Below are 21881 nucleotides of genomic sequence, written 5' to 3' on the forward strand. Positions count from 1 at the left end.
TTTCTCTTTGGACACGACCTGGATACCTCGCTACTTCTTATTTTCTAAACATTAACCCACAGATGCCTTCTTAATCACCGCGTCCGCAATGTTCGCAGGGGCTTCTTGGTATTTCTTGAATTCCATCGAGTAAGTGGCTCGACCCTGACTTAATGAGCGCAGAGTGGTCGAATAACCAAACATTTCCGCCAAGGGAACTTCCGCCTTCAGCACCTTGATGCCGGCATTATCTTCCATCCCGAGCACCATGCCGCGCCGCCTGTTCAAGTCACCCACGACATCACCCATATAATCCTCCGGCGTCTCGACGTCCACACTCATGATGGGCTCAAGCAGGACCGGATTGGCCTTACGGGCACCCTCTTTGAAACACATCGAGCCAGCGATCTTAAATGCCATTTCGCTGGAGTCTACGTCGTGGTACGAACCGTCGAACAGCGTGACTTTTACGTCAACAACGGGGTAGCCGGCTAATATACCATTTTGCAGTTGCTCTTGCACACCTTTATCCACCGCCGGAATATATTCCTTCGGAACAACGCCGCCTACGATCCCGTTGACAAACTCGTAACCGCCAGTCTCTAACGGCTCGATCCGCAACCACACGTGCCCATACTGACCGCGCCCACCGGTCTGGCGAATGTATTTCCCCTCTTGCTCGACCGACTTGCGGATGGTTTCCCGGTAGGCCACCTGGGGCGCACCCACGTTGGCTTCAACCTTAAACTCGCGCTTCATTCGGTCGACGATAATCTCCAGGTGCAACTCCCCCATGCCGGAGATAATGGTCTGCCCCGACTCTTCGTCAGTGTGAACGCGAAAAGACGGATCTTCCTGAGCCAGTCGCTGCAGCGCGAGCCCCATCTTTTCCTGGTCACTCTTAGTTTTCGGCTCCACCGCAACCGATATTACCGGCTCAGGGAACTCCATTCGCTCGAGAACCACCGGCTTATCCACAGCCGAAAGGGTCGTCCCGGTAACAATATCCTTCAAGCCGACGCAGGCAGCAATGTCGCCAGCGCGAATCTCTTTTATCTCCTCACGGGTATTGGCATGCATGCGCAACAATCGACCGATGCGCTCTTTGTTTCCGGATTGCGAATTAATTACGCTATCGCCGGAGCTCAATACACCCGAATAAACCCGAACAAAGGTCAGGGTACCCACGAACGGGTCGGTCATAATTTTGAACGCAAGCGCCGAAAACGGCTCATTATCTTCCGATCTGCGCTCAACAGGCTGCCCGGAATCCGCATCCGCTCCTTTTATAGGAGGCACATCCACCGGGGACGGCAGATAGTCGACAACCGCGTCCAACATGGCCTGCACACCCTTGTTCTTGAAGGCGGAGCCACAGAGCATTGGAACGATTTCGAGGCCGATAGTCCGCTTACGGAGCCCGCCTTTAATCTCGTCTTCAGAGAGCTCACCCTGCTCCAGATATTTATTCATCAACTCTTCGTCAGCCTCGGCCGCAGCCTCGACCATCTTTTCCCGCCACTCAACAGCAGCGTCCGCGAGCTCTGCGGGAATGTCCGCATACACAAACGTCGCGCCGTGGTCTTCTTCGTTCCACACAATAGCCTTCATCTTCACAAGGTCGATTACGCCTTTGAACGAATCTTCAGCACCAACGGGAATTTGAATCGGAACCGGGTTCGCGCGCAGACGCTCACGCATCTGCTTATAAACCTTAAAAAAGTCCGCCCCCGTCCGATCCATTTTGTTTACGAACGCGATGCGGGGAACGCCATATTTCGTAGCCTGGCGCCACACCGTTTCCGACTGGGGCTGAACACCACCAACCGCGCAGTAGAGCATGCAAGCACCATCCAAAACGCGCATAGAACGCTCTACTTCGATCGTAAAATCGACGTGCCCAGGAGTATCGATAATATTGATACGGTGCTCAGGATAGTTGAGACCCATACCCCGCCAATAGGTCGTAGTCGCCGCAGAGGTGATGGTGATACCACGCTCCTGCTCCTGCTCCATCCAGTCCATAGTAGCGGCGCCATCATGAACCTCACCGATCTTGTGATTTATGCCGGTATAAAACAACACACGCTCTGTGGTGGTAGTCTTACCCGCATCAATATGCGCGGAAATCCCGATGTTCCGGTATCTCTCGATTGGAGTCGTGCGTGCCACTGCTTTAACCTTCGCTAACCTAATTGGAGATAAGAAGTCACTGCTTACCAGCGATAATGAGAGAATGCTTTGTTTGCCTCTGCCATTCGGTGCGTATCTTCACGCTTCTTCACAGCCGATCCGCGATTCTCGTTCGCATCGAGCAGTTCGGCGGCCAACCTCATGACCATACCCTTCTCACTCCTCTTGCGAGCAGCATCGATTAGCCAACGCATAGCCAAAGCAGCCCTACGCGCCGGACGAACCTCAACTGGAACCTGATAGGTAGCCCCACCAACGCGACGCGACTTGACCTCCACCAGGGGCTGAACGTTTTCCAGAGCCTTGGTCAACACATCCAGGGACGATTGACTGGTCTTGGCAGAAATGTGATCCAAAGCACCGTAGACCACCTTTTCAGCCACGGACTTTTTTCCGTCCAACATCAACATATTGACGAAACGAGCCAGTATTTCGCTGCCGAAGCGCGGATCCGGAATAACTTCTCTTCTTTGAGCGACTCTTCTTCTAGACATAACGCAACCTGGAACTCAGTTAACTTTTCGGTCTTTTCGCACCGTACTTGGACCGCCCTTGGCGACGCTTTTGAACGCCCGCAGTATCAAGACTACCTCGAACAATGTGATACCTCACACCCGGCAAGTCTTTTACACGACCACCCCTAATTAAAACCACGGAGTGCTCCTGCAAATTGTGACCCTCTCCACCAATGTAGCTGGTCACCTCAGCACCATTCGTCAGGCGAACACGAGCCACTTTTCTCAAAGCGGAATTCGGTTTCTTAGGCGTAGTCGTATAAACGCGCGTACATACGCCACGCCTTTGAGGACAACTGTCCAGGGCCGGCACATTGCTTTTGTCTTTTTTTCTGACTCGCGGCTTCCGAACCAACTGGTTTATCGTGCTCATTACCAAACTCCAAAACTTTTTCGCTCAACCTTCGGAAAAATCGTCACCAGAAACCTTGCCCACCCAAAACGTTAAAAGGCGCTGGTAAAGCGGCGAAATTTAAAACTAAAAAACCGACTTGTCAACATCACGCGACCGAAACCTAAAAACCCCAGAATCGCGAGACACAAAGAAATTGGCACTTCGAGAAACATCCCTTCTTAGCTGCGCCGAGATCTACGGAGGAATAAACCAGAACCGCGAACTTGGACGCTACCCACAATCCAATTACCCTCAATCCCGGCTCACAATGACGATCGAGCACATCAACGCATCTTCACAGCCCATCACACCAATCGCCGCGGACTGATGACACCCAAGAAGACAGAAGGGATAAGAAAGAAACCTTGCCAGGACCGCCCCGCGGCCCCAGAGATCGCACGATGACTTCTTACTCGCGAGCCTGACACCAAAAAGCGAACAGAACTCACAACATGGAAATGTGGCTCCCCCGGACGGGCTCGAACCGCCGACCCGCTGGTTAACAGCCAGCTGCTCTACCGACTGAGCTACAGGGGAACAAATTGAGTCGTGGGATTATAGAAACAGACCAATCCCCTGTCAAACCCCACGCAAACCGTACAAGATGGCGCGCCTGGAGAGATTCGAACTCCCGACCACCTAGTTCGTAGCCAGGTACTCTATCCAACTGAGCTACAGGCGCGCGGCAGAATGCGTATTATGAATTATGGCACATGCCTCGTCAAATTATTTTTCTTAACAACTTCACCGCTTCTGATAGTTGCACCGGCCCTAACCGGAAAAGGTCACGCACCAGCAAAAACGAATCAGAGCACTCCCACAGCAAACCTCTACCCATGCCTTGCCCGCAGGTGATGCCGATTCAATGCGAGCCACTGAAGACCTATGATGGGAATAGCGGCCTCAATTCGGCCCCGACTAAGCCAGTCCATCGCTTGATCGAAGCTCGCCACGCGAGCCAGAATATCTTCGTGCTCCTCTTCAACACCGTGAATACCACCCAAGCCCCGTGAGTCGACGATTCCACAATACAGCGTAATTTTTTCCGAACAACCGCCGGGCGTCGGAAAAAACTCGGCAATACGAATAAGCTCAGTGATTTCACATCCCGCCTCCTCGGCGGCTTCGCGATAGGCGACGTCTTCTGGACTTTCCCCTTGTTCGAAGGCTCCCGCCACGATTTCGAGCAACCACGGATCCCCATTCACAAACATGGCTCCGACCCTGAACTGCTCGATAAGCACCACTTGATCCGCCACAGGATCATAGGGAATAACGGCAACGCTCCTGCCACGATGAAACAACTCCCTATCCAAATAGTCACTCCAGCCTCCACGAAACAATGCATGCCTAAATCGTATGCGCGACAGACTGAAGAATCCGCGATAGATCGGCTCTTCCTTGATCAACTCGAACGCCTTGTCGATTTCATTCATAATTGCGCCGACCTAGTTCAAATAGGGGCCGGCCGATACAGCAGTGCGCAGCATGTGGCCGAATGTGATACCAATGCGACTTGTGACGCGGTCCCAAAGATTTTCCTCCGGTGTGTAATTGACCATATCCTTGGCACCGATCACCGATTCTGCAACAGAACGGACATCCCCAAGCCCATCCGCTAGTCCGAGCTTAATACCTTCGTCACCCGTCCAAACCAGCCCCGAATACAGTTCAGGAGTATTCTCCTTGAGGCGTCCGGCCCGCCCTTGACGGACGGCATCGATAAACTGTTGATGAATTGCATTTAACACCGATTGCACATGTTCTTTTGCCACGGGGTCGACCGGCGAAAAAGGATCGAGAATCGCCTTGTGTTCTCCGGCCGTCATTACTCTGCGCTCGATACCGAGTTTGTTAATAGCATCCACGAATCCGAAGCTGTCCATGATTACGCCGATCGATCCGACAATGCTCGATTGGTTGACGAAGATCTTATCGGCAGCGGAGGCAATGTAATACCCACCAGAAGTGCACATATCCGCAACCACCGCATAAATCGGGAGCTCCGGTTTTAGTTTTTTTATCCGTCGAATCTCCTCGTAAACGTAAGCCGACTGAACGGGGCTACCACCTGGCGTATTCATGCGCAATATGATCCCTTTTGCACCAACTGCTTCCGCGGCTGCCCTAAGTCCTTCGATAATGGCATCGGCATTAGCCTTTTCCCCGGCGGCGATCATCCCCGCCACGTCAATAACAGCTGTATGACTTTTCTCCCCCCTACTACGCTGATCCGACAACGGTTGTGCAACCAACCAAAGCGCAACGCCAAAGTAGGCCAGCATAAGCAGCTTAAAAAATATTCCCCAGCGCCTCGCCTGTCGCTGTTCCGTAAGAGACGCCAACAGCACTTTTTCCAGCGTATCGCGCTCCCATGCGGGTGAAGGCGTCGGTGTTTCCGGCTCTTGCTCGATTTCACTCATGTCGCGTTGGTCCATAGCGTTATCTCAGTCGACTTCGTTTGCCTCAGATTCAAACCAAAGTAATTCGTCAGCTCAGAATTTCCAGAAGGTCGGTAGTCCGCTCTATACATGCCAAAGGATCAAACTCAGCCAACTCGAACAAATCATTCGCACCGCATCCGACACCTACCGCAGCGACCCCGGCATTGTGAGCCATGCGCAGATCATGAAGCGAATCACCCACCATTAAAGTCCTCTCTCGGGCGATGCCGGCTTCAGACATGAGTTGAAAGAGCATTTCCGGGTTCGGCTTGGAAACCGTCTCATCCGCACAGCGGGTCGAATGAAAAAACAGCTCCGTCCCAGTTGCGGCAAGCGCATGATTCAACCCCGCGCGGGTCTTCCCAGTAGCGACCGCAAGGCGGTAACCGCGCCCCCTCAACTCCGTCAACATATCGAGCACACCAGCGAATAAACCATCCGCACTAATTATCCTGTCACCGTAATGACGGCGATAACCTTCCGCCAAGCGGCGCGCCATTTCGGAAGGATATTCGGGAAATAAAGCCTCCATCGCCTCCATCAACCCGAGACCTATGACGGATTTAGCCTCTTGGTCAGACGGAATAGGGAGACCGCAGCCGTGCGCAGCCCGCTGCAAGCAATCCACGATCCATCCGACCGAGTCGAACAGAGTGCCATCCCAATCAAAAACCAAAAGATCGAATTGGTTCCTCATCGCGGCAGCACTTTAAGAAATTCGGAAAGCTCCTGATCAAGCGGAGCCTTTACCTCGATCGGAGTGCCCGTACGCGGGTGGAGAAAAACCGTTTCCAAAGCGTGAAGAAAAAGACGTTTCAAACCAAGTCGACGAAACTCCCGATTGACTTTCTCATCGCCGTACCGCTCATCGCCGACAATGGGATGCCCCATAGATTGAGCGTGGACCCGAATTTGATGGGTTCGCCCAGTAACCGGACGTGCCTCAACTAGCGTCGAATCAAAATAGCGCTCCCTTCGCCTGAATTCGGTAACTGCGGGCTTACCCTCGCGCGCGACCTTAACCATCCGTTCGCCGCTCTGCAAGACATTCTTTTTTAACGGCGCATCCGCAATCCATCGCGCTCTCGCCCACACTCCGGCAAGCAGTGCCAGGTAAACCTTCTTTACTTCGTCACCACGAAATTGCGCGTGCAGAGCTCGCAGGGCACTGCGCTTCTTGGCGATCAGCAAACAACCGGAGGTATCTCGATCCAAACGGTGCACAAGCTCCAAGAACCGTGCCTCCGACCGGATTTCCCTCAACCCTTCGATCACACCGAAACTCAATCCACTACCGCCGTGCACGGCCATGCCAGCAGGTTTATTAAGGACCAAAAGATCATCGTCCTCGTACAAAATGCGAGGCTCCAAACGGGCTCGCACGAAAGTCTCCGGAATTTGGCTGGGATTGCTCATCGTTACCCTAATCGGTGGAACACGGATCACATCCCCCGTATCCAGCCGATCTTGGGCCTGAATACGTCCGCCATTTCGGCGGACTTCACCGGTACGCAAAATTCGATAAATATGGCTTTTCGGCACTCCCTTAAGGCGTGTGAATAGAAAGTTGTCGATTCGCTGCCCCGCGCTCTCCTCATCCACTTCGATCCATCTGACAGAGGCGCCACTCAATGCTTGTTTCATAGGAACATAATATCAGCTTTGCCCAGCCAAATTGATGACTCTCCTTAAGATTGTTATAGTTAGCTTACGGTTGACAGCAACCGAACGCCTAGTAGTTATCCGGACCGTGCCCGGTGGTGATAGCCCATGAAGAATTAGAACGGCCTGGACTAAATGGTCGATAAGAATGCCTATAAAGCAATCTGTCTCGGGGCTACATGACATGGGGCGGGAGAATCGTAAGTTTCGCGGTTAAATGAGGACGCCGTCGCGCAGAGCGGCGGGATACGACTCGATTTTCGAGGTAGCGGGGCTCGACTGCTCACACGTCAGCCCAAAATAGTCCATCCCTGGCAAATGCCAGATCTAACCGAGAACCGTTTGCTGAACGGAATTATTGGCGACAGACAGAACATTTTGTTTAGAAGGTCAAAGTACCAAACAGAAAAATTTGGCCGGAAAAAACGACAACAGTAGGGTTTTTTCGCTCGACCCATGACGAGCGAGTATCGCGTGACCTGAAGAGAAGAATGGAACCCCCCTCCTCCGATTGAGGCAGGGTATCCCTCGCAACGTCAAGATTCGGTTTTCAGCGCAATAGGCGCATTCACGTCAATTGAGAACACGCTTTGATTGATAAGAACAATGGCTGCATGAAACCGCTTGCCCGCTTCTTCGGGGAACCGCTAAAGGACCAGCCGGATGAGAAGAATGTTAATCAACGCCACTCAGCCCGAGGAACTTCGGGTTGCACTGGTGGACGGACAAAAACTTTACGACTTTGATATAGAAATCCCTTCCAAAGAACAGAAAAAAGCCAACATTTATAAAGGTATTATTACCCGCATTGAACCCAGTCTCGAAGCGGCCTTCGTCAATTATGGCGCCGACCGCCATGGCTTCTTGCCATTCAAGGAAATTACGCCGAACTATTTCGGACAGCCCCTGGACGAGGAATTTTCCCGCCGGGATATCAAGGATTTAGTCAAAGAGGGACAGGAAGTCATAGTTCAGGTCGAGAAGGAGGAGCGCGGGAGCAAAGGGGCGGCGTTAACGACTTACATCAGCCTGGCCGGCAGTTACCTGGTGCTAATGCCCAATAATCCGCGCGCCGGCGGCATTTCTCGACGTATCGAGGGCGATATTCGTTCCGACATGCGCGAGGTTATGAATCAACTCCAAATTCCGGAAGGCATGGGGCTTATCGTGCGGACTGCCGGGGGCGGCAAGTCAGCCGAAGAACTTCAATGGGACCTGAATTACCTTTTGCAATTGTGGGAGGCTATTGACCGCTCGGCCAAGGAAAAGGCCGCCCCGTTCCTAATCTTTCAGGAAAGCAACGTGATCATTCGTGCGCTGAGAGATCATCTCCGCGGCGATATCGACGAGATACTGATCGATGATGCGGGCACTTTCAAGCTGGTGCGCAGCTTTTTGCAGCAGGTCATGCCGCAGTTCATCCAAAAGGCAAAGCTTTACCAAGACACAGTCCCGCTATTCAGTCGTTATCAGATCGAAAGCCAGATTGAAACAGCTTACAGCCGCGAGGTCCCTTTGCCATCCGGTGGAGCCATCGTAATCGATCACAGCGAAGCCTTGACAGCGATCGACATCAACTCCGCCCGGGCAACCAAAGGCGGCGATATCGAAGAAACAGCGCTAAATACCAACTTGGAAGCCGCCGACGAAATCGCGCGCCAACTCAGACTGCGGGATTTGGGCGGTTTGTTCGTGATCGACTTCATAGACATGATGGCGGCGCGTAATCAGCGGGCCGTCGAAAACCGATTACGTGACGCGATCAAGGCGGATAGAGCCCGGATACAAATCGGCCGAATCTCTCGTTTTGGTTTGCTCGAGATGTCCCGTCAGCGCCTCCGACCGTCGCTCGGTGAATCCAGCCTGCTCACCTGTCCACGATGTAACGGCCAAGGCTCCGTGCGCAGCGTACAGTCGTTGGCACTCTCGGTACTGCGTATCATCGAAGAAGAGGCGATGAAAAAAAATACCGACAAGGTTATCGCGCATCTGCCCGTAGATTCGGCTACCTACCTTCTCAACGAAAAGCGCTCGGCTGTCGCGGACATCGAAAAGCGCCACCTAGTTAGTGTTATCGTAATACCGACCAAACATCTTGAGACGCCGGCGTATGAAATCCAGCGCGTGCGAAGCACTGGCGCAGAGGAAGAAGGAGAGCGGAAACCGAGCTATCAGATGCTGAAGTCAGCTGAATCCGAGCTCCCCAGATTTACGAGGGAAAGCGCATCAATCAGCGCGGAGCCTGCCGTTAAGGAATTCCTGCCCGCTCATCCGGCTCCGATTACTAGCGCAGGGAAACACGCCGCAGGTGGCTTCATAAAGCGGTTCTGGTCGATTTTGACCGGCGGCAAACTTGAGGACGAAGCGGAAGCTGTCGTCGAAAAGCCTCAGCCGATACTCTCACAAGTCGCTCAACACCGCCCCCATCGGATAGCCGACTTCAAACAGCGTCAGCAGTCAATGAGCGGGGAAATGCTTGAAACCAGAGAAATCGAAGCCCGAACTCCAATTCCGGAGAAACAGGAATTCGGCAATGGTGACCGGCGAACCCGAGATCAGTCCAGACGCGGGGGGTCGCGCAGGAGACGCCCGAGGCGGGGCGAGCCCGGCTTAGCGCGTAGCGGCCAGCAAAACCAAGCTAGAGAGATCGCCCCGGAGAAAATCGAAGACGCCAATCTCCCGATCCCGGAGCGTCAAACGATTGGGTACAAACCTACCGAAGAGGCACCGACTGAGACAATCATGTCCGCTCTGGTTTCCGACAATGGGGTCCAAATCGTAACCGAACCAGACCGTCCGTCGCTGGAGAAAGAGGAAAAGCCGGAGATTCCTGCGGTCCATTTGCCAAGGCCCAGGGCGCCCGAGGAATCTCGGGGCGAGCGCGAAAGCATAAGCTCAGTTAGTACGCCGGTTATCGGGTCCTTTGAGCTTGATTCACCATCGGATGATAGCGAGGAAACCGAAGCGGAAGATTTGAGTCTCGAAGCGCGTAAATCGCCTCGCCGATCCTTGGCCAAACGCCGGGGGCGCGGCAGACGAGATAAGAGGTTTAGCGCCAAACGAAGTGAGTCCAGCGAAGGACCCGATGACAGTATTCACGAAGATCGCCGCGAAACGGGTGAAGTGGTCTCGACGGCCAATGACAACCGAGCCACCGATGAGCACCGACCAGCCGAAGAAAGTCGGAGCACTACTGCCGTTGTCGTACCGGACAAATCGAGTGTCGAAAGTGGCACGGAGTGATTTTGGCCAGGGAGAAAGAAATAGCGTGCTAGTCAACTTGTCGGGCGGCTCTGCCGCCCGACAACTTCTTCGTTTGTCTTAGATCTACCGTATAATCCGAGGGCCTTTGTCGCACTGCAAATGGCTCGTACAGTTCACTTCTTAAACAATCTTCAGCGCTCAGTCACACCTCCAACTCGCTTTGCAAGTGGCTATTCAACATCTCCTCGGCATGCGCCAAGGTTTGCTGGGTGACACGGATTCCACCAAGCATACGCGCAATCTCCTGCTTCCTCTCTTCACGAGAAAGCTTTCGGACGGTCGATAGTGTTACCCCATCGGTGCTGACTTTTTCTACTAACAAGTGGTAATGACCTTGAGCCGCAACCTGAGGCAGGTGGGTCACGCAAAATACCTGCCGCCCCTGTCCCAGCGCGCGCAGTTTTTGACCGACGATTTCGGCCACCCGGCCGCCGATTCCCGTATCCACCTCATCGAATATCAAGCTCGGAACTGTCTTGGAGTCGGTAGCAGCCACCTGAATGGCTAGACTGATGCGTGACAATTCGCCGCCAGACGCGACTTTGGCCAAAGGACGCGGCGGCAATCCCGGGTTGGCGCTTACCAAGAACTCGGCCTGATCCAGGCCAAACGGGGTCGGTTCTTTCGCATTCTCGGCACCCACATCCACCAAAAACTGCCCCTGTGGCATGCCCAATTCCTGAATCATCTCCGAGATCCGTGACTGTAACCGGCTAGCGGCCGTACGACGGCGTTGGGACAACATATCGGCAACTTTCCCGTAATCCGTGAGGACCTGCCGAAGATCCGACTCCAACGCTTCGATTCTTTCCGATCCATGGGCGATACCGTTCAATTCCGAGCGTAGCGAATCAAGCAGTCCAGGCAATTCTTCCGGCCGGACCTGGTGTTTGCGGGCCAAACGATGGATATCGCCAAGGCGCTGTTCAAGCCAGTCCAGACGACCGGGGTCGGCCTCAATCCGCTCCAGTTGACGACGGAGCTGCAATGCCCCTTCTTTAACTTGCACTTGCGCTTCATTTAGGAGAGCGGTCGTTTCTTCCAGTTCGGGAGCCAGCCGGCTCAAATCCGATAGGGCATGGATAGCTTGCGCCAGGCGCGCGTTGACCGATTGACTTTCATCTTCATAGAGGAGTTCGAGCTGCGCCTGACCGGTGGTGAGAATTTTGCCAACATTGGCAAGGAGTGTATGCTCGTCAACTAGGGCCGGGTAATCGAGCCCAGAGATGTCGTGCTGCTCCAACTCGTCGATTTGGTAGCGCAACAACTCTTCGCGGGCGGCTTGATCCTTGGCTGTATTGGTAAGCTTTTCCAGCTCGCACCGAGTACTTCGCCAACGATCATAGAGATTGCCGATCTGGACCAACAACGATTCGTTCCCAGCGGCTTCATCCAGTAACCGGCGCTGCTCCGCTGCCTTCAGAAGATGTACATGAGCATGCTGGCCGTGTATCTCGACCAAGCTGGAACCCAACTCCTGCAAGGCTTGCAAGGTAACCGGGCGACCATTGACGAAAGCCTTCGAACGGCCGTCTTGACTGATAACCCGCCGCACCAGACACTCGCCGTCCTCCGATAATTCATTTTCGTCGAGCCAGCGACGCGCATCTGCAGCATCCTCCAAGCCGAACGAAAGACTGATCTCGGCGCGCGCAGCCCCGGGGCGGATGAACCCCGAATCGGCACGCTCGCCCAAAGCCAACCCCAAAGCAGTTAATAATATCGATTTCCCGGCGCCGGTCTCGCCGGTTAGCACGGTCAATCCGCGCTCAAACTCCAGATCGAGTGATCGGACGACGGCCAAATCTCTGATGCTGAGGTGGACAAGCATAGTCAGCTTCGATAACCGGAGCTCCAGTTGAGCTTCGCTCTGAGAATCTCAAAGAAATCATAGTCAAGCGGATGAAGAATGCGAAAAGTCTTAGGTTCTCTTCGAATCTCGATGCGATCCTCTATTTCGACATCAGGAAACGACACATTGTCGCAAACGACCTGAGCTTTGAATTGTTTGCTGGGACGGAAGGCAATTTCGATTACGCTGTCGTCATCCACCACGATCGGACGATTAGACAAGGTATGGGGATTGATCGGCGCTAATACGATAGCCTTAAGCGTGGGATAAAGAATCGGACCTCCAGCCGACAGGGCGTAAGCCGTAGAGCCCGTGGGAGTTGACGCGATAAGCCCATCAGAGCGTTGCGAATTCAGAAAAACGCCGTTGATCGATGCCTCAATCTCGATCATGCTGGCGGCATTCCCGCTATGCACGACTACTTCGTTAACCGCCGTCTGCTCGTATATCACATGACCGTTGCGAAAAATTTTCGCCCGCAACAGAAAGCGCTCATCGGCACTGTAGCGTCCGTCAAGAATTTCATCGAGCTTCGCTCCGGCGTCCGACGGAGAAATATCGACCAGGAACCCCAATCGCCCCAGATTGACCCCAATCAATGGAATCTCGAACTGCGCGAGAACACGCGCGGCGGATAAAAGTGTGCCATCGCCGCCAACCACAATTGCGAGATCGCAGCACTGGCCTATTTCGGCAACGGTACACGTTTCCGGCGAAGAATCGGCTACGAAATGAGCGCAGTCCCGTTGCACCAAAACACGCAGGCATCTCCCGGTAAGATGTCCGTAAAGCGAGGAAAGGGTTTCGGCTATGCGTGGCGCATCGGGCTTCCCGATTAGGGCTACGTTCCGGAAAATGGATGGCATATGTTTCTGAAGCCGCGAGCGTCCCGCGTCACTGTAAATGGGGCTGACCGGTACCGCAGCTTACATCTGAGACTGCAAATAGTTCTGCAGGCCGATTTTCCGAATCAACTCCGCCTGCGTTTCAAGCCAGTCGACCTGCTCTTCCTCATCTTCGAGTATCTCTTCCAGAAGATCTCGGGAGACATAATCTCCGGCCTTTTCACAAAACTCGACCGCTTCGCGCAGCAAAGATACGCTTTGAAGTTCCAACTGAAGGTCGCAGCCGAGCATTTCCTCCGGATTTTCTCCGATCTTCAAATGCCCCAAATCCTGCAAGTTTGGCAATCCTTCAAGAAACAAAATACGCTCGATCAACTTGTCGGCACGCTTCATCTTACCGATAGATTCATCATATTCGTGCTTGTCGAGCTCGCCCAACCCCCAGTTCCTGTACATTCTCGCATGAAGAAAATACTGGTTGATGCCGATCAGTTCGTTGCCCAGCACGCGATTAAGATAATCGATAACCGTCGAGTCGCCTTGCATAATTCTCTCCTTGGATATGGAAGCGTTCGCCATGTGGTGACCTAAGATTTACACCTAATTAGACGCCGCTTTGCTCGATATGGTATGAGCTTCTTGACACATTATCTAGGGGTTGCTAACTTTTTAGCACTCGATGGTCTCGAGTGCTAAAACCCCCACCATTCGAGGATACCGGTGCCTAAATATCCCCAATTGAGCGAGCGAGCCCAACACTTGCTTAAAGTGCTGGTGGAGCGTTATATCGGCGAAGGCCAGCCGGTTGGTTCGCGGGCTTTAGCGCGCGACACCGGCTTGAATTTAAGCCCGGCGACGATCCGCAACATCATGGCGGATCTCGAAGACATAGGGCTGATCACATCGCCACATACGTCAGCGGGACGCATGCCGACGGTAACCGGCTACCGTTTTTTTGTTGATACCTTGCTGACCATCAAACCTTTGCAGCAAGACATCATCCGACAGCTCCGCCAGGACCTGAATACTCAGGAAGATCCCGACGATTTGCTCGAAGCCGCCTCTCGCGTCCTCTCGGAAGTAACCCATATGGCGGGCCTCGTGATGTTGCCGCGCAGGGAGATAGTCACCTTCAGACACATCGAATTTATCCCGCTGTCCGGTCAACGCTTGCTGGTCATCCTGGTCACTAACGAACAGGAAGTCCACAACAAGATCATTCACTCACCCCGTCAGTTCACGCCTGCCGATTTGCAAGCGGCAGCAAATTTCCTCAATTCAACCTATGCAGGCAAGGATCTAACTGCGATCCGCGAGAGTCTATTTAACGACTTGCAGGAAATGCGGAATCGTTTAAGCCAGGAAATTATTGATGCGGCTGAAATCGCGGATTTGGCACTTAAGGATAAAGGAAAACGTCGGAACCCGTTTGTGCTAACCGGCGAAATCAATCTGATGGATTTTGCCGATTTGGCCAATATGGAGCGGCTCCGTTCCTTATTCGAAACGTTTCATCAGAAGGAAGACTTAGTCCATCTACTAGACCGTTGCCTAGAAACCCCCGGCGTCAAGATCTTTATAGGCGAGGAATCCGGCTATCGTGCGCTGGATCAGTGCAGCCTGGTAACCGCCTCTTACTCTCTCAATGGCGAGGCGGTAGGCGTACTCGGCGTTATCGGCCCCACCCGCATGGCGTATGAGCGGGTCATTCCTTTGGTTGACATTACCGCGAAATTGTTGGGGGCCGCCTTGAATCAAAAATCGCTGACCCCATCTTAATTCTTAACCCATATTGGTAGAAATCGTCGACCTGTGTGCGTGCATAGGCACACGGGCTCATTATTTTTCGTTGAGGAGCAGTTATATGAGCAAAGACCAGGCTTCGCCCGAATCGGCGCCAAAGGCGCCAGATCAAGCGGAACAAGCCGCTTCTGTCGACACGGCAATCACAACGGAAGAAGGTGTTGTCGAACCAACGCCGATCGAGCAACTTGCACAGCAATTGACCGAAGCAACTCGCCGAGCGGAGGAGAATTGGGACAAATTCGTACGCACCCAGGCCGAGTTGGAGAATTTGCGCCGACGCTCGGAAAAAGAACTCCAGAATGCCAATAAATATGCTCTGGAGAAATTTTCGAAGGAGCTATTGACCGTGGTCGATAGCCTCGAACTCGGGCTGCAAGCGGCCGTCGGAGAGACCTCGGATGTGGTGAAATTGCGCGAAGGCATGGAGCTCACGCTAAAGCAGCTGAATTCGGTACTGGAAAAATTCAGCGTCCGAGCAGTGGATCCCATAGGCGAAAAGTTCAATCCGGACTTACACCAGGCCATGGCGATGCAACCGACCACTGATATCGAGCCCAATACGGTGGTAAAAGTTTTCCAAAAAGGATATCTCCTCCATGATCGCCTGTTACGTCCGGCCATGGTGGTTATTGCCCAAGCCGCCGCAGAATCCACGCGCATCGACGAGCAAGCTTGAAATCAGCCTTGGCGCCCCCATATTAACGCTAAACCCACACCTAACCCACAAGCTATTGATTAATTTGGAGAATTAAATGGCGAAGATTATTGGCATCGATTTGGGCACCACCAATTCCTGTGTGGCCATTCTTGAAGGGGGCAAACCGCGCGTCATCGAAAATGCCGAAGGCGCTCGCACCACCCCCTCGGTCGTGGCCTTTACGGCCGATAACGAGGTACTGGTCGGGCAGTCCGCTAAGCGGCAGGCGATCACCAATCCCAAGAATACCTTATATGCCATAAAGCGGCTTATCGGACGCCGCTTCAAGGATTCTGTGGTTCAAAAAGACATACATCTTGTGCCGTACAAGATTGTCGAAGCCGATAACGGCGACGCGTGGGTCGAAGTCAACGGCAAAAAAATGGCCCCTCCGGAAATTTCGGCACGCGTATTGATGAAGCTGAAAAAGGACGCCGAAGCGTTTCTCGGCGAGGAGATCAAAGAGGCGGTCATCACCGTACCCGCGTACTTTAACGACTCCCAACGCCAAGCAACGAAAGACGCCGGCCGCATTGCTGGGCTCGATGTCAAGCGCATCATCAATGAGCCGACCGCCGCAGCCATGGCCTTCGGTCTGGACAGAAAGCACGGAGACATCAAAGTTGCGGTCTACGATCTCGGCGGCGGTACGTTCGATATTTCCATCATCGAAATTGCCGAAGTCGACGGTGAGCATCAGTTTGAAGTACTTTCCACCAACGGCGACACCCATCTTGGCGGCGAAGACTTCGACCTGCGCATCATCGATTACATCTGCGACGAGTTTAAAAAAGAGAACGGCATCGACCTGCACAATGATCCGTTGGCTCTGCAACGCCTGAAGGAAGCGGCGGAAAAGGCGAAGATCGAGCTGTCTTCGAGCCAGCAGACCGACATCAACCTGCCCTACGTCACGGCCGATGCGAGCGGGCCCAAGCATCTCAATATGAAGCTTACCCGTGCCAAGCTCGAATCCTTGGTCGAGGATCTGATCTTGAAGACAAAAGGCCCGTGCGAAACCGCGCTCAAGGATGCTGGCCTCAAGCCCAGCGAAATCAACGAGGTTATCCTCGTCGGTGGGCAGACGCGCATGCCGAAAGTTCAGGATTTCGTGAAGGACATCTTCGGCAAAGAGCCTCGCAAGGACGTCAATCCGGATGAAGCGGTGGCGCTCGGTGCGGCGATCCAAGGCGGCGTTCTAGGTGGACAGGTCAAAGACGTACTGCTGCTGGACGTCACTCCGTTGTCTCTAGGCATCGAGACCTTGGGCGGCGTCATGACCAAGCTGATCGAGAAGAACACCACCATCCCCACCAAAACCGGGCAGGTCTTCTCGACGGCCGAGGACAACCAAACCGCGGTTACGATTCACGTCCTGCAGGGCGAACGTGAAATGGCGAAAGACAACAAGTCTCTCGGCAAATTCGATCTGACCGACATCCCGCCGGCTCCGCGCGGCATACCGCAGGTCGAAGTGACTTTCGATATCGACGCCAACGGCATCCTGCACGTGTCGGCCAAGGACAAAGCTACTGGCAAGCAGCAATCGATCCGCATCACCGCCTCCAGCGGCCTGACCGAGGACGAGATCAAGCGTATGGTCAAGGATGCGGAACTGCATGCCGAAGAAGACAAGAAACTGCACGAACTGGTAACTGCGCGCAATAACGCAGACGCCATGATCCATGCAACGAACAAGACGCTGCACGAACTTGGCGATAAAGTGGAAAGCGACGAGCGCAGCAAAATCGAAGGTGCGATTAGTGAATTGAAGACCGCCATGAACGGTGACGATAAGGCGGAAATCGAGCGAAAGACTGAACATCTGACCGAGCTTTCGGGTAAACTGGCGGAACGCTTATACGCACAGAAAGGCGAGACAGCTGGTTCGCCCGGCGCTGAAACCGAACAACCGACGGAAGCCAAGGCAGGCGAAGATGTCGTCGATGCCGAATTCGAAGAAGTGAAAGAGGATCGGAAATAAGGCCTTATCGCTCGGTTTGGCACTGTGCCATGAATGCAGATGAGCGGAAGCAAACTGCTCTGCTCATCCGCCCTCCTCTCCTAAGTTTATGCGTAAAGCAGTCGAGCTTTCGGGTGAGGGAAGGTGGCGAGGAATTAACGCCTGAGTATTTCGGGCAAGTTTGATGCGTCCTGCGCATTGACTCCAACTTAGCCGCAGGCAAAGCCCTGCGGCTCTTTATGTTATGGCGAAAGAAGATTATTACGAACTTTTAGGCGTGGCGCGAAACGCGAGCGATAGCGACATCAAAAAGAGCTTTCGCCGCTTAGCGATGAAATATCATCCAGATCGCAACCGCGACAATCCGAAAGCGGAAGAGCAGTTCAAAAAGATCAAGGAAGCCTACGATGTGCTTTCCGATCCGAAGAAGCGTTCCGCTTATGATCAATTCGGCCATGCCGGAGTTGATCCATCCATGGGCGCAGCCGGTGGGTTCGGCTTTACCGGCGAAAGTTTCAGCGACATCTTCAGTGATGTCTTTGGTGATATCTTCGGTGGCGGTGCGACAGGCCGAAGACGGGGCAGTCGCGTGCAACGCGGTGCCGATCTTCGCTATAACCTGGAGATCACCCTCGAGGAAGCGGTCGCGGGCACCGAAGTCAAGATCCGCGTACCGACCTTCGTAACTTGTGACGAATGCAATGGCACCGGCGCCAAGAAGGGCACGGGACCCACGACCTGCTCTACTTGCCAGGGCCATGGCGCCATCCGCATGCAGCAAGGCTTCTTCGCCGTGCAGCAAACCTGCCCGACCTGTCACGGTACGGGCCAGCAAATAAAGGATCCTTGTCGCGTCTGTCACGGGCAGGGACGTGTTCAGGAAACCAAAACGCTATCAGTCAAGATCCCGCCAGGTGTGGACACGGGGGATCGTATCCGTTTGGCCGGCGAAGGCGAAGCGGGAGAAAGCGGAGGACCACCGGGCGACTTGTACGTACAAATCTCCGTTAAAGAGCACCCGATTTTTACCCGGGATGGTGCCAATCTCTATTGTGAGGTTCCGATCAGCTTCCCGACCGCTTGTTTGGGCGGCGAACTAGAGGTTCCAACGCTCGATGGCAAAGTGGTACTTAAGATTCCCGCGGAAACCCAAACCGGCCGGCTGTTCCGGCTGCGCGGCAAAGGGGTAAAACCGGTGCGCGGCGGCCCGCAGGGCGATCTGTTGTGCCGAGTCCGTATCGAAACGCCGGTACATCTCAATAAGGACCAGATCGAGTTGATCAAGAAACTGGACGACTCCCTGAGCGGGGGCGGCAGTCATCACAGTCCACAAGCACATGGCTGGCTCGACGGAGTGAAACAGTTTTTCGACAAACTCGGGCTTTAATTGCCGGATTGCCGGATTGTCGAAACGCCGCAAGGCCACTGATCGACACGAAAATACCAAAGCCATATCTCAGGAAAACCATAATGATCAAAGTTGGAATCGTCGGAGCCGCTGGTCGCATGGGACAAGCCTTGATACGCGCCTGCCTCGACACCAACGGAATGCTCCTGACAGCCGCGGTGGAGAGAAAAGGCAGCCCCGAAACGGGGAGGGACGCCGGAGAGCTTGCCGGACTGTCGAAGCTCAACATCCCCGTGGTTGACGACCTGAGCCGCGTCGTCTCGGGCCTCGATGTCGTCGTCGACTTCACCCGTCCCGAGGCAACCATGGAACATCTCGCGGTGTGTCGGGAGCACGGTAAACGACTCGTTATCGGTACGACTGGCTTCACGCCTGAACAGAAAGCGGATATCGAACATATCGCACTTACGATACCGCTCGTACTAGCACCGAACATGAGCGTAGGGGTAAATCTTTGCCTCAAACTGTTGGAAATCGCTGCGAAGGTCATCGGCGAGCAAACCGATATCGAGATCATCGAGGCCCATCACAGGCATAAAGTGGATGCCCCCTCCGGGACGGCATTACGTATGGGCGAGGTCGTGGCCGCCGCACTCGGCCGAGATCTGCGCGAATGCGCCGTCTATGGACGGGAAGGCTACACCGGGGAACGCGATCCCAAAACGATAGGCTTTTCCGTGATTCGGGCTGGCGATATCGTGGGCGAACATACCGTGATGTTCGCCGACGAAGGCGAGCGCGTCGAAATTACCCATAACGCGACCAGCCGCATGACCTTTGCCAAGGGAGCCATGCGCGCCGCCATTTGGCTTATGGACAAAACGCCGGGCATTTACGACATGCAGGACGTACTGGGGCTCAAGGCCTAACGGCTTACCTTCGCCTTAACGTGACAATTAGGTAATGGACAGTCGATTCCGTCCGTACTCTCCATGGGTCAACCGCCAAGTCAACACGCTTAAACTTCTTAGCAGGTCGTTTCTTAAGCCGCGGCTAATCCGGCTCACTTTCTGCCTTATCTTTTTCTTGCCGGTAGCGACGGCTGCTCCGCCACAAGCTGCCATCGCCAGCGCGCACCCGCTCGCCACGGAAGCCGGTTTTGAAATTCTGGATAAGGGCGGTAATGCGTTCGATGCCGCGGTGGCCATCAGTGCAGCACTCGCAGTGGTCGAACCTGCGGGATCGGGGCTCGGCGGTGGCGGCTTTTGGCTTCTTCATCGAGCGTCCGACGGCAAAACGGTGATGCTGGACGGTCGAGAGCGGGCTCCCTTGGCGGCCCGGCCCGACATGTACCTCGATGACGAAGGAAAAGCCGTGCCCAACAAATCAGTCAACGGAGCTCTTTCTGCGGGCATTCCAGGCATGCCGGCTGCGCTCGTGCATCTTGCCCGGAATTACGGACGGCTCCCACTCTCTAGCGACTTAGCGCCGGCTATTCGCTATGCCGAAGACGGGTTTCCCATAAGTGAACGTCATTGTCGACTACTGTCATTTCGCGCCGACGTATTGCGCAGGTCGAAAGCAGCAGCCAACGTTTTTCTAGTCAATGGGAAAATGCCCGAGCCCGGTGCGCTTTTGAAGCAAAAGGAACTCGCGAATACGCTCACGCAGCTCGGCGAATCCGGCAAGATCGGCTTTTATAACGGCGATACCGCGAAAAGATTAGTCGAAGGCGTCCGAAGTGCCGGCGGCATTTGGACCGTACAAGACTTGTCCGATTATCGTGTAGTCGAGCGGGAGCCCGTTCAAGGCTTCTACCGTGGAATACGCATAACCGCGCCACCACCGCCTTCCGCGGGCGGGATCGGCTTGATCGAAATCCTGAACATATTGTCCGGCTACGATCTGAAAGCCGTCGACAGCACTACCCGCAAGCATCTCATAGTCGAAGCCATGCGGCGCGCCTATCACGACCGCGAGCGATTCCTGGGTGATCCCGATTTCGTAATGATGCCGTTACGTCGGTTACTCAGCCCGAATTATGCCGCCGGTTTACGCGCGGCGATACACCCGAGCCGAGCACTCCCGAGTCTGTATTTAAGTCAGTTCAACGCCCCTGAGCCGGATGGCGAAAACACCACTCATTTTTCCGTTCTAGACAGGGAAGGCAATCGTGTCGCCGCCACTCTAAGCGTCAACTATCCTTTTGGCTCCGGATTTATGCCTCCTGGCACCGGCGTATTGCTGAACGACGAGATGGATGATTTTGCCGCTCATCCCGGCTCAAGCAACGTTTACGGATTGGTAGGCGGTGAGGCTAACACCATTGCACCCGGTAAACGGATGCTGTCCAGCATGACGCCGACGTTTGTTGAGGACCAGCATCGCATAGGCATGATCGGAACCCCCGGCGGAAGCCGTATCGTCTCCATGGTACTGCTAGCCGTTTTGGATTTCGCCGAAGGCCACACACCGGATTCTTGGGTGTCCATTCCTCGATTTCACCATCAATATCTACCGGATGTTATCCAATATGAACCCGGCGGCCTAACCGAGGAGGAGCAAGTGGAACTTAAGAAAAGGGGTCATGAGTTGAAACCCATCGATCGCCGCTACGGTGACATGCAATCGGTTCTCTGGGACAAGAGCATTAATCGGGTTTACGCCGCCAGCGATCCGCGAGGCGAAGGCTTGGCCAAACTGAAATAGAGTGTTTCGCTGTTTTCCGAGGACTTGCGTTAACTGGACCTATGCGTCGCTTTCTCCGACACTGCATTGACGCGCGTTCGCGCAGCGCTCTCTATATTTGAGTGGTCAATTGCGCGTACGAAGCATTGTTTAAGTCTTGGCGGTCGAGAGAGATCACTCGACCGCCACGCTCACCTCAAAGCTTAGCATCGGGCCGTACAACGCGCGACG

The 21881-nt window shown here is 54.2% G+C and carries 17 protein-coding genes and 2 tRNA genes; 7 read left to right on the forward strand and 12 right to left on the reverse strand.

All coding sequences use genetic code 11. From position 1 onward, the window contains the following. Nucleotides 1-51 precede the first annotated feature (51 nt). The 9 genes from fusA to rluC all read right to left on the reverse strand — a co-directional run bounded on the left by fusA (nt 52) and on the right by rluC (nt 7169). Nucleotides 52-2151 carry an elongation factor G gene (gene fusA, locus B2A78_RS02570; protein ID WP_077728353.1) on the reverse strand — a complete coding sequence of 700 codons (2100 nt, stop codon included), beginning with the start codon at nt 2149-2151 and terminating at the stop codon, nt 52-54. 44 nt (nt 2152-2195) lie between these two features. After that, nucleotides 2196-2666 (reverse strand): 30S ribosomal protein S7, encoded by a 471-nt coding sequence (gene rpsG / locus B2A78_RS02575; protein ID WP_077728354.1) that lies wholly within the window; start codon nt 2664-2666, stop codon nt 2196-2198. 19 nt (nt 2667-2685) lie between these two features. Next, the gene (gene rpsL / locus B2A78_RS02580) at nt 2686-3060 is read right to left on the reverse strand and encodes a 30S ribosomal protein S12 (protein WP_077728355.1); all 375 of its coding nucleotides are present in this window, start codon (nt 3058-3060) and stop codon (nt 2686-2688) included. Nucleotides 3061-3542: 482 nt separating this feature from the next. Continuing rightward, nucleotides 3543-3618, reverse strand: a tRNA-Asn gene (locus tag B2A78_RS02585). Nucleotides 3619-3686: 68 nt separating this feature from the next. Further along, nucleotides 3687-3763 (reverse strand) — tRNA-Arg (locus B2A78_RS02590). Nucleotides 3764-3911: 148 nt separating this feature from the next. Further along, entirely contained in the window at nt 3912-4508 is a 597-nt protein-coding gene (locus tag B2A78_RS02595; RefSeq protein ID WP_077728532.1) for an NUDIX domain-containing protein, read from the reverse strand. A gap of 21 nt (nt 4509-4529) precedes the next feature. Next, a complete protein-coding gene (locus tag B2A78_RS02600; RefSeq protein ID WP_240502379.1) occupies nt 4530-5519 on the reverse strand; it encodes a S49 family peptidase in 990 nt (329 codons plus the stop codon). 52 nt (nt 5520-5571) lie between these two features. Further along, complete coding sequence (locus B2A78_RS02605) at nt 5572-6222, reverse strand: HAD-IIIA family hydrolase (RefSeq protein ID WP_077728356.1); 651 nt, start codon at nt 6220-6222, stop codon at nt 5572-5574. Continuing rightward, on the reverse strand, nt 6219-7169 hold the full coding sequence (gene rluC, locus B2A78_RS02610) for a 23S rRNA pseudouridine(955/2504/2580) synthase RluC (protein ID WP_077728357.1): 951 nt from the start codon (nt 7167-7169) through the stop codon (nt 6219-6221). The genes B2A78_RS02605 and rluC overlap by 4 nt, the downstream gene beginning before the upstream one ends. A 681-nt stretch (nt 7170-7850) precedes the next feature. Between rluC and B2A78_RS02615 the strand changes: the two genes are divergently transcribed. Further along, nucleotides 7851-10430: an Rne/Rng family ribonuclease gene (locus B2A78_RS02615; protein ID WP_077728358.1), complete on the forward strand. Its 2580-nt coding sequence runs from the start codon at nt 7851-7853 to the stop codon at nt 10428-10430. 163 nt (nt 10431-10593) lie between these two features. Here B2A78_RS02615 and recN read toward each other — a convergent pair whose 3' ends face one another. The 3 genes from recN to bfr are packed head-to-tail and all read right to left on the reverse strand — an operon-like array spanning nt 10594 to nt 13694. After that, nucleotides 10594-12282 (reverse strand): DNA repair protein RecN, encoded by a 1689-nt coding sequence (recN, locus tag B2A78_RS02620; RefSeq protein WP_077728359.1) that lies wholly within the window; start codon nt 12280-12282, stop codon nt 10594-10596. A gap of 2 nt (nt 12283-12284) precedes the next feature. Beyond that, entirely contained in the window at nt 12285-13169 is an 885-nt protein-coding gene (locus B2A78_RS02625; RefSeq protein ID WP_077728360.1) for an NAD(+) kinase, read from the reverse strand. A 60-nt stretch (nt 13170-13229) separates the two neighbouring features. Continuing rightward, nucleotides 13230-13694 (reverse strand): bacterioferritin, encoded by a 465-nt coding sequence (gene bfr, locus B2A78_RS02630; protein WP_077728361.1) that lies wholly within the window; start codon nt 13692-13694, stop codon nt 13230-13232. A 174-nt stretch (nt 13695-13868) separates the two neighbouring features. Between bfr and hrcA the strand changes: the two genes are divergently transcribed. From hrcA to ggt, 6 genes are all read left to right on the forward strand, one after another. Continuing rightward, nucleotides 13869-14927 (forward strand): heat-inducible transcriptional repressor HrcA, encoded by a 1059-nt coding sequence (gene hrcA, locus B2A78_RS02635; protein WP_077728362.1) that lies wholly within the window; start codon nt 13869-13871, stop codon nt 14925-14927. 85 nt (nt 14928-15012) lie between these two features. After that, on the forward strand, nt 15013-15630 hold the full coding sequence (gene grpE, locus B2A78_RS02640; RefSeq protein ID WP_077728363.1) for a nucleotide exchange factor GrpE: 618 nt from the start codon (nt 15013-15015) through the stop codon (nt 15628-15630). A 76-nt stretch (nt 15631-15706) separates the two neighbouring features. Beyond that, a complete protein-coding gene (gene dnaK, locus B2A78_RS02645; RefSeq protein ID WP_077728364.1) occupies nt 15707-17635 on the forward strand; it encodes a molecular chaperone DnaK in 1929 nt (642 codons plus the stop codon). 223 nt (nt 17636-17858) lie between these two features. After that, complete coding sequence (gene dnaJ / locus B2A78_RS02650; RefSeq protein WP_077728365.1) at nt 17859-19001, forward strand: molecular chaperone DnaJ; 1143 nt, start codon at nt 17859-17861, stop codon at nt 18999-19001. An 83-nt stretch (nt 19002-19084) separates the two neighbouring features. Continuing rightward, on the forward strand, nt 19085-19891 hold the full coding sequence (gene dapB / locus B2A78_RS02655) for a 4-hydroxy-tetrahydrodipicolinate reductase (RefSeq protein ID WP_077728366.1): 807 nt from the start codon (nt 19085-19087) through the stop codon (nt 19889-19891). Between the two features lie 34 nt (nt 19892-19925). After that, entirely contained in the window at nt 19926-21671 is a 1746-nt protein-coding gene (gene ggt, locus B2A78_RS02660; protein WP_077728367.1) for a gamma-glutamyltransferase, read from the forward strand. Nucleotides 21672-21881 lie beyond the last annotated feature (210 nt).

This window comes from Methylocaldum sp. 14B, from assembly GCF_002005105.1.
GTDB lineage: Bacteria > Pseudomonadota > Gammaproteobacteria > Methylococcales > Methylococcaceae > Methylocaldum.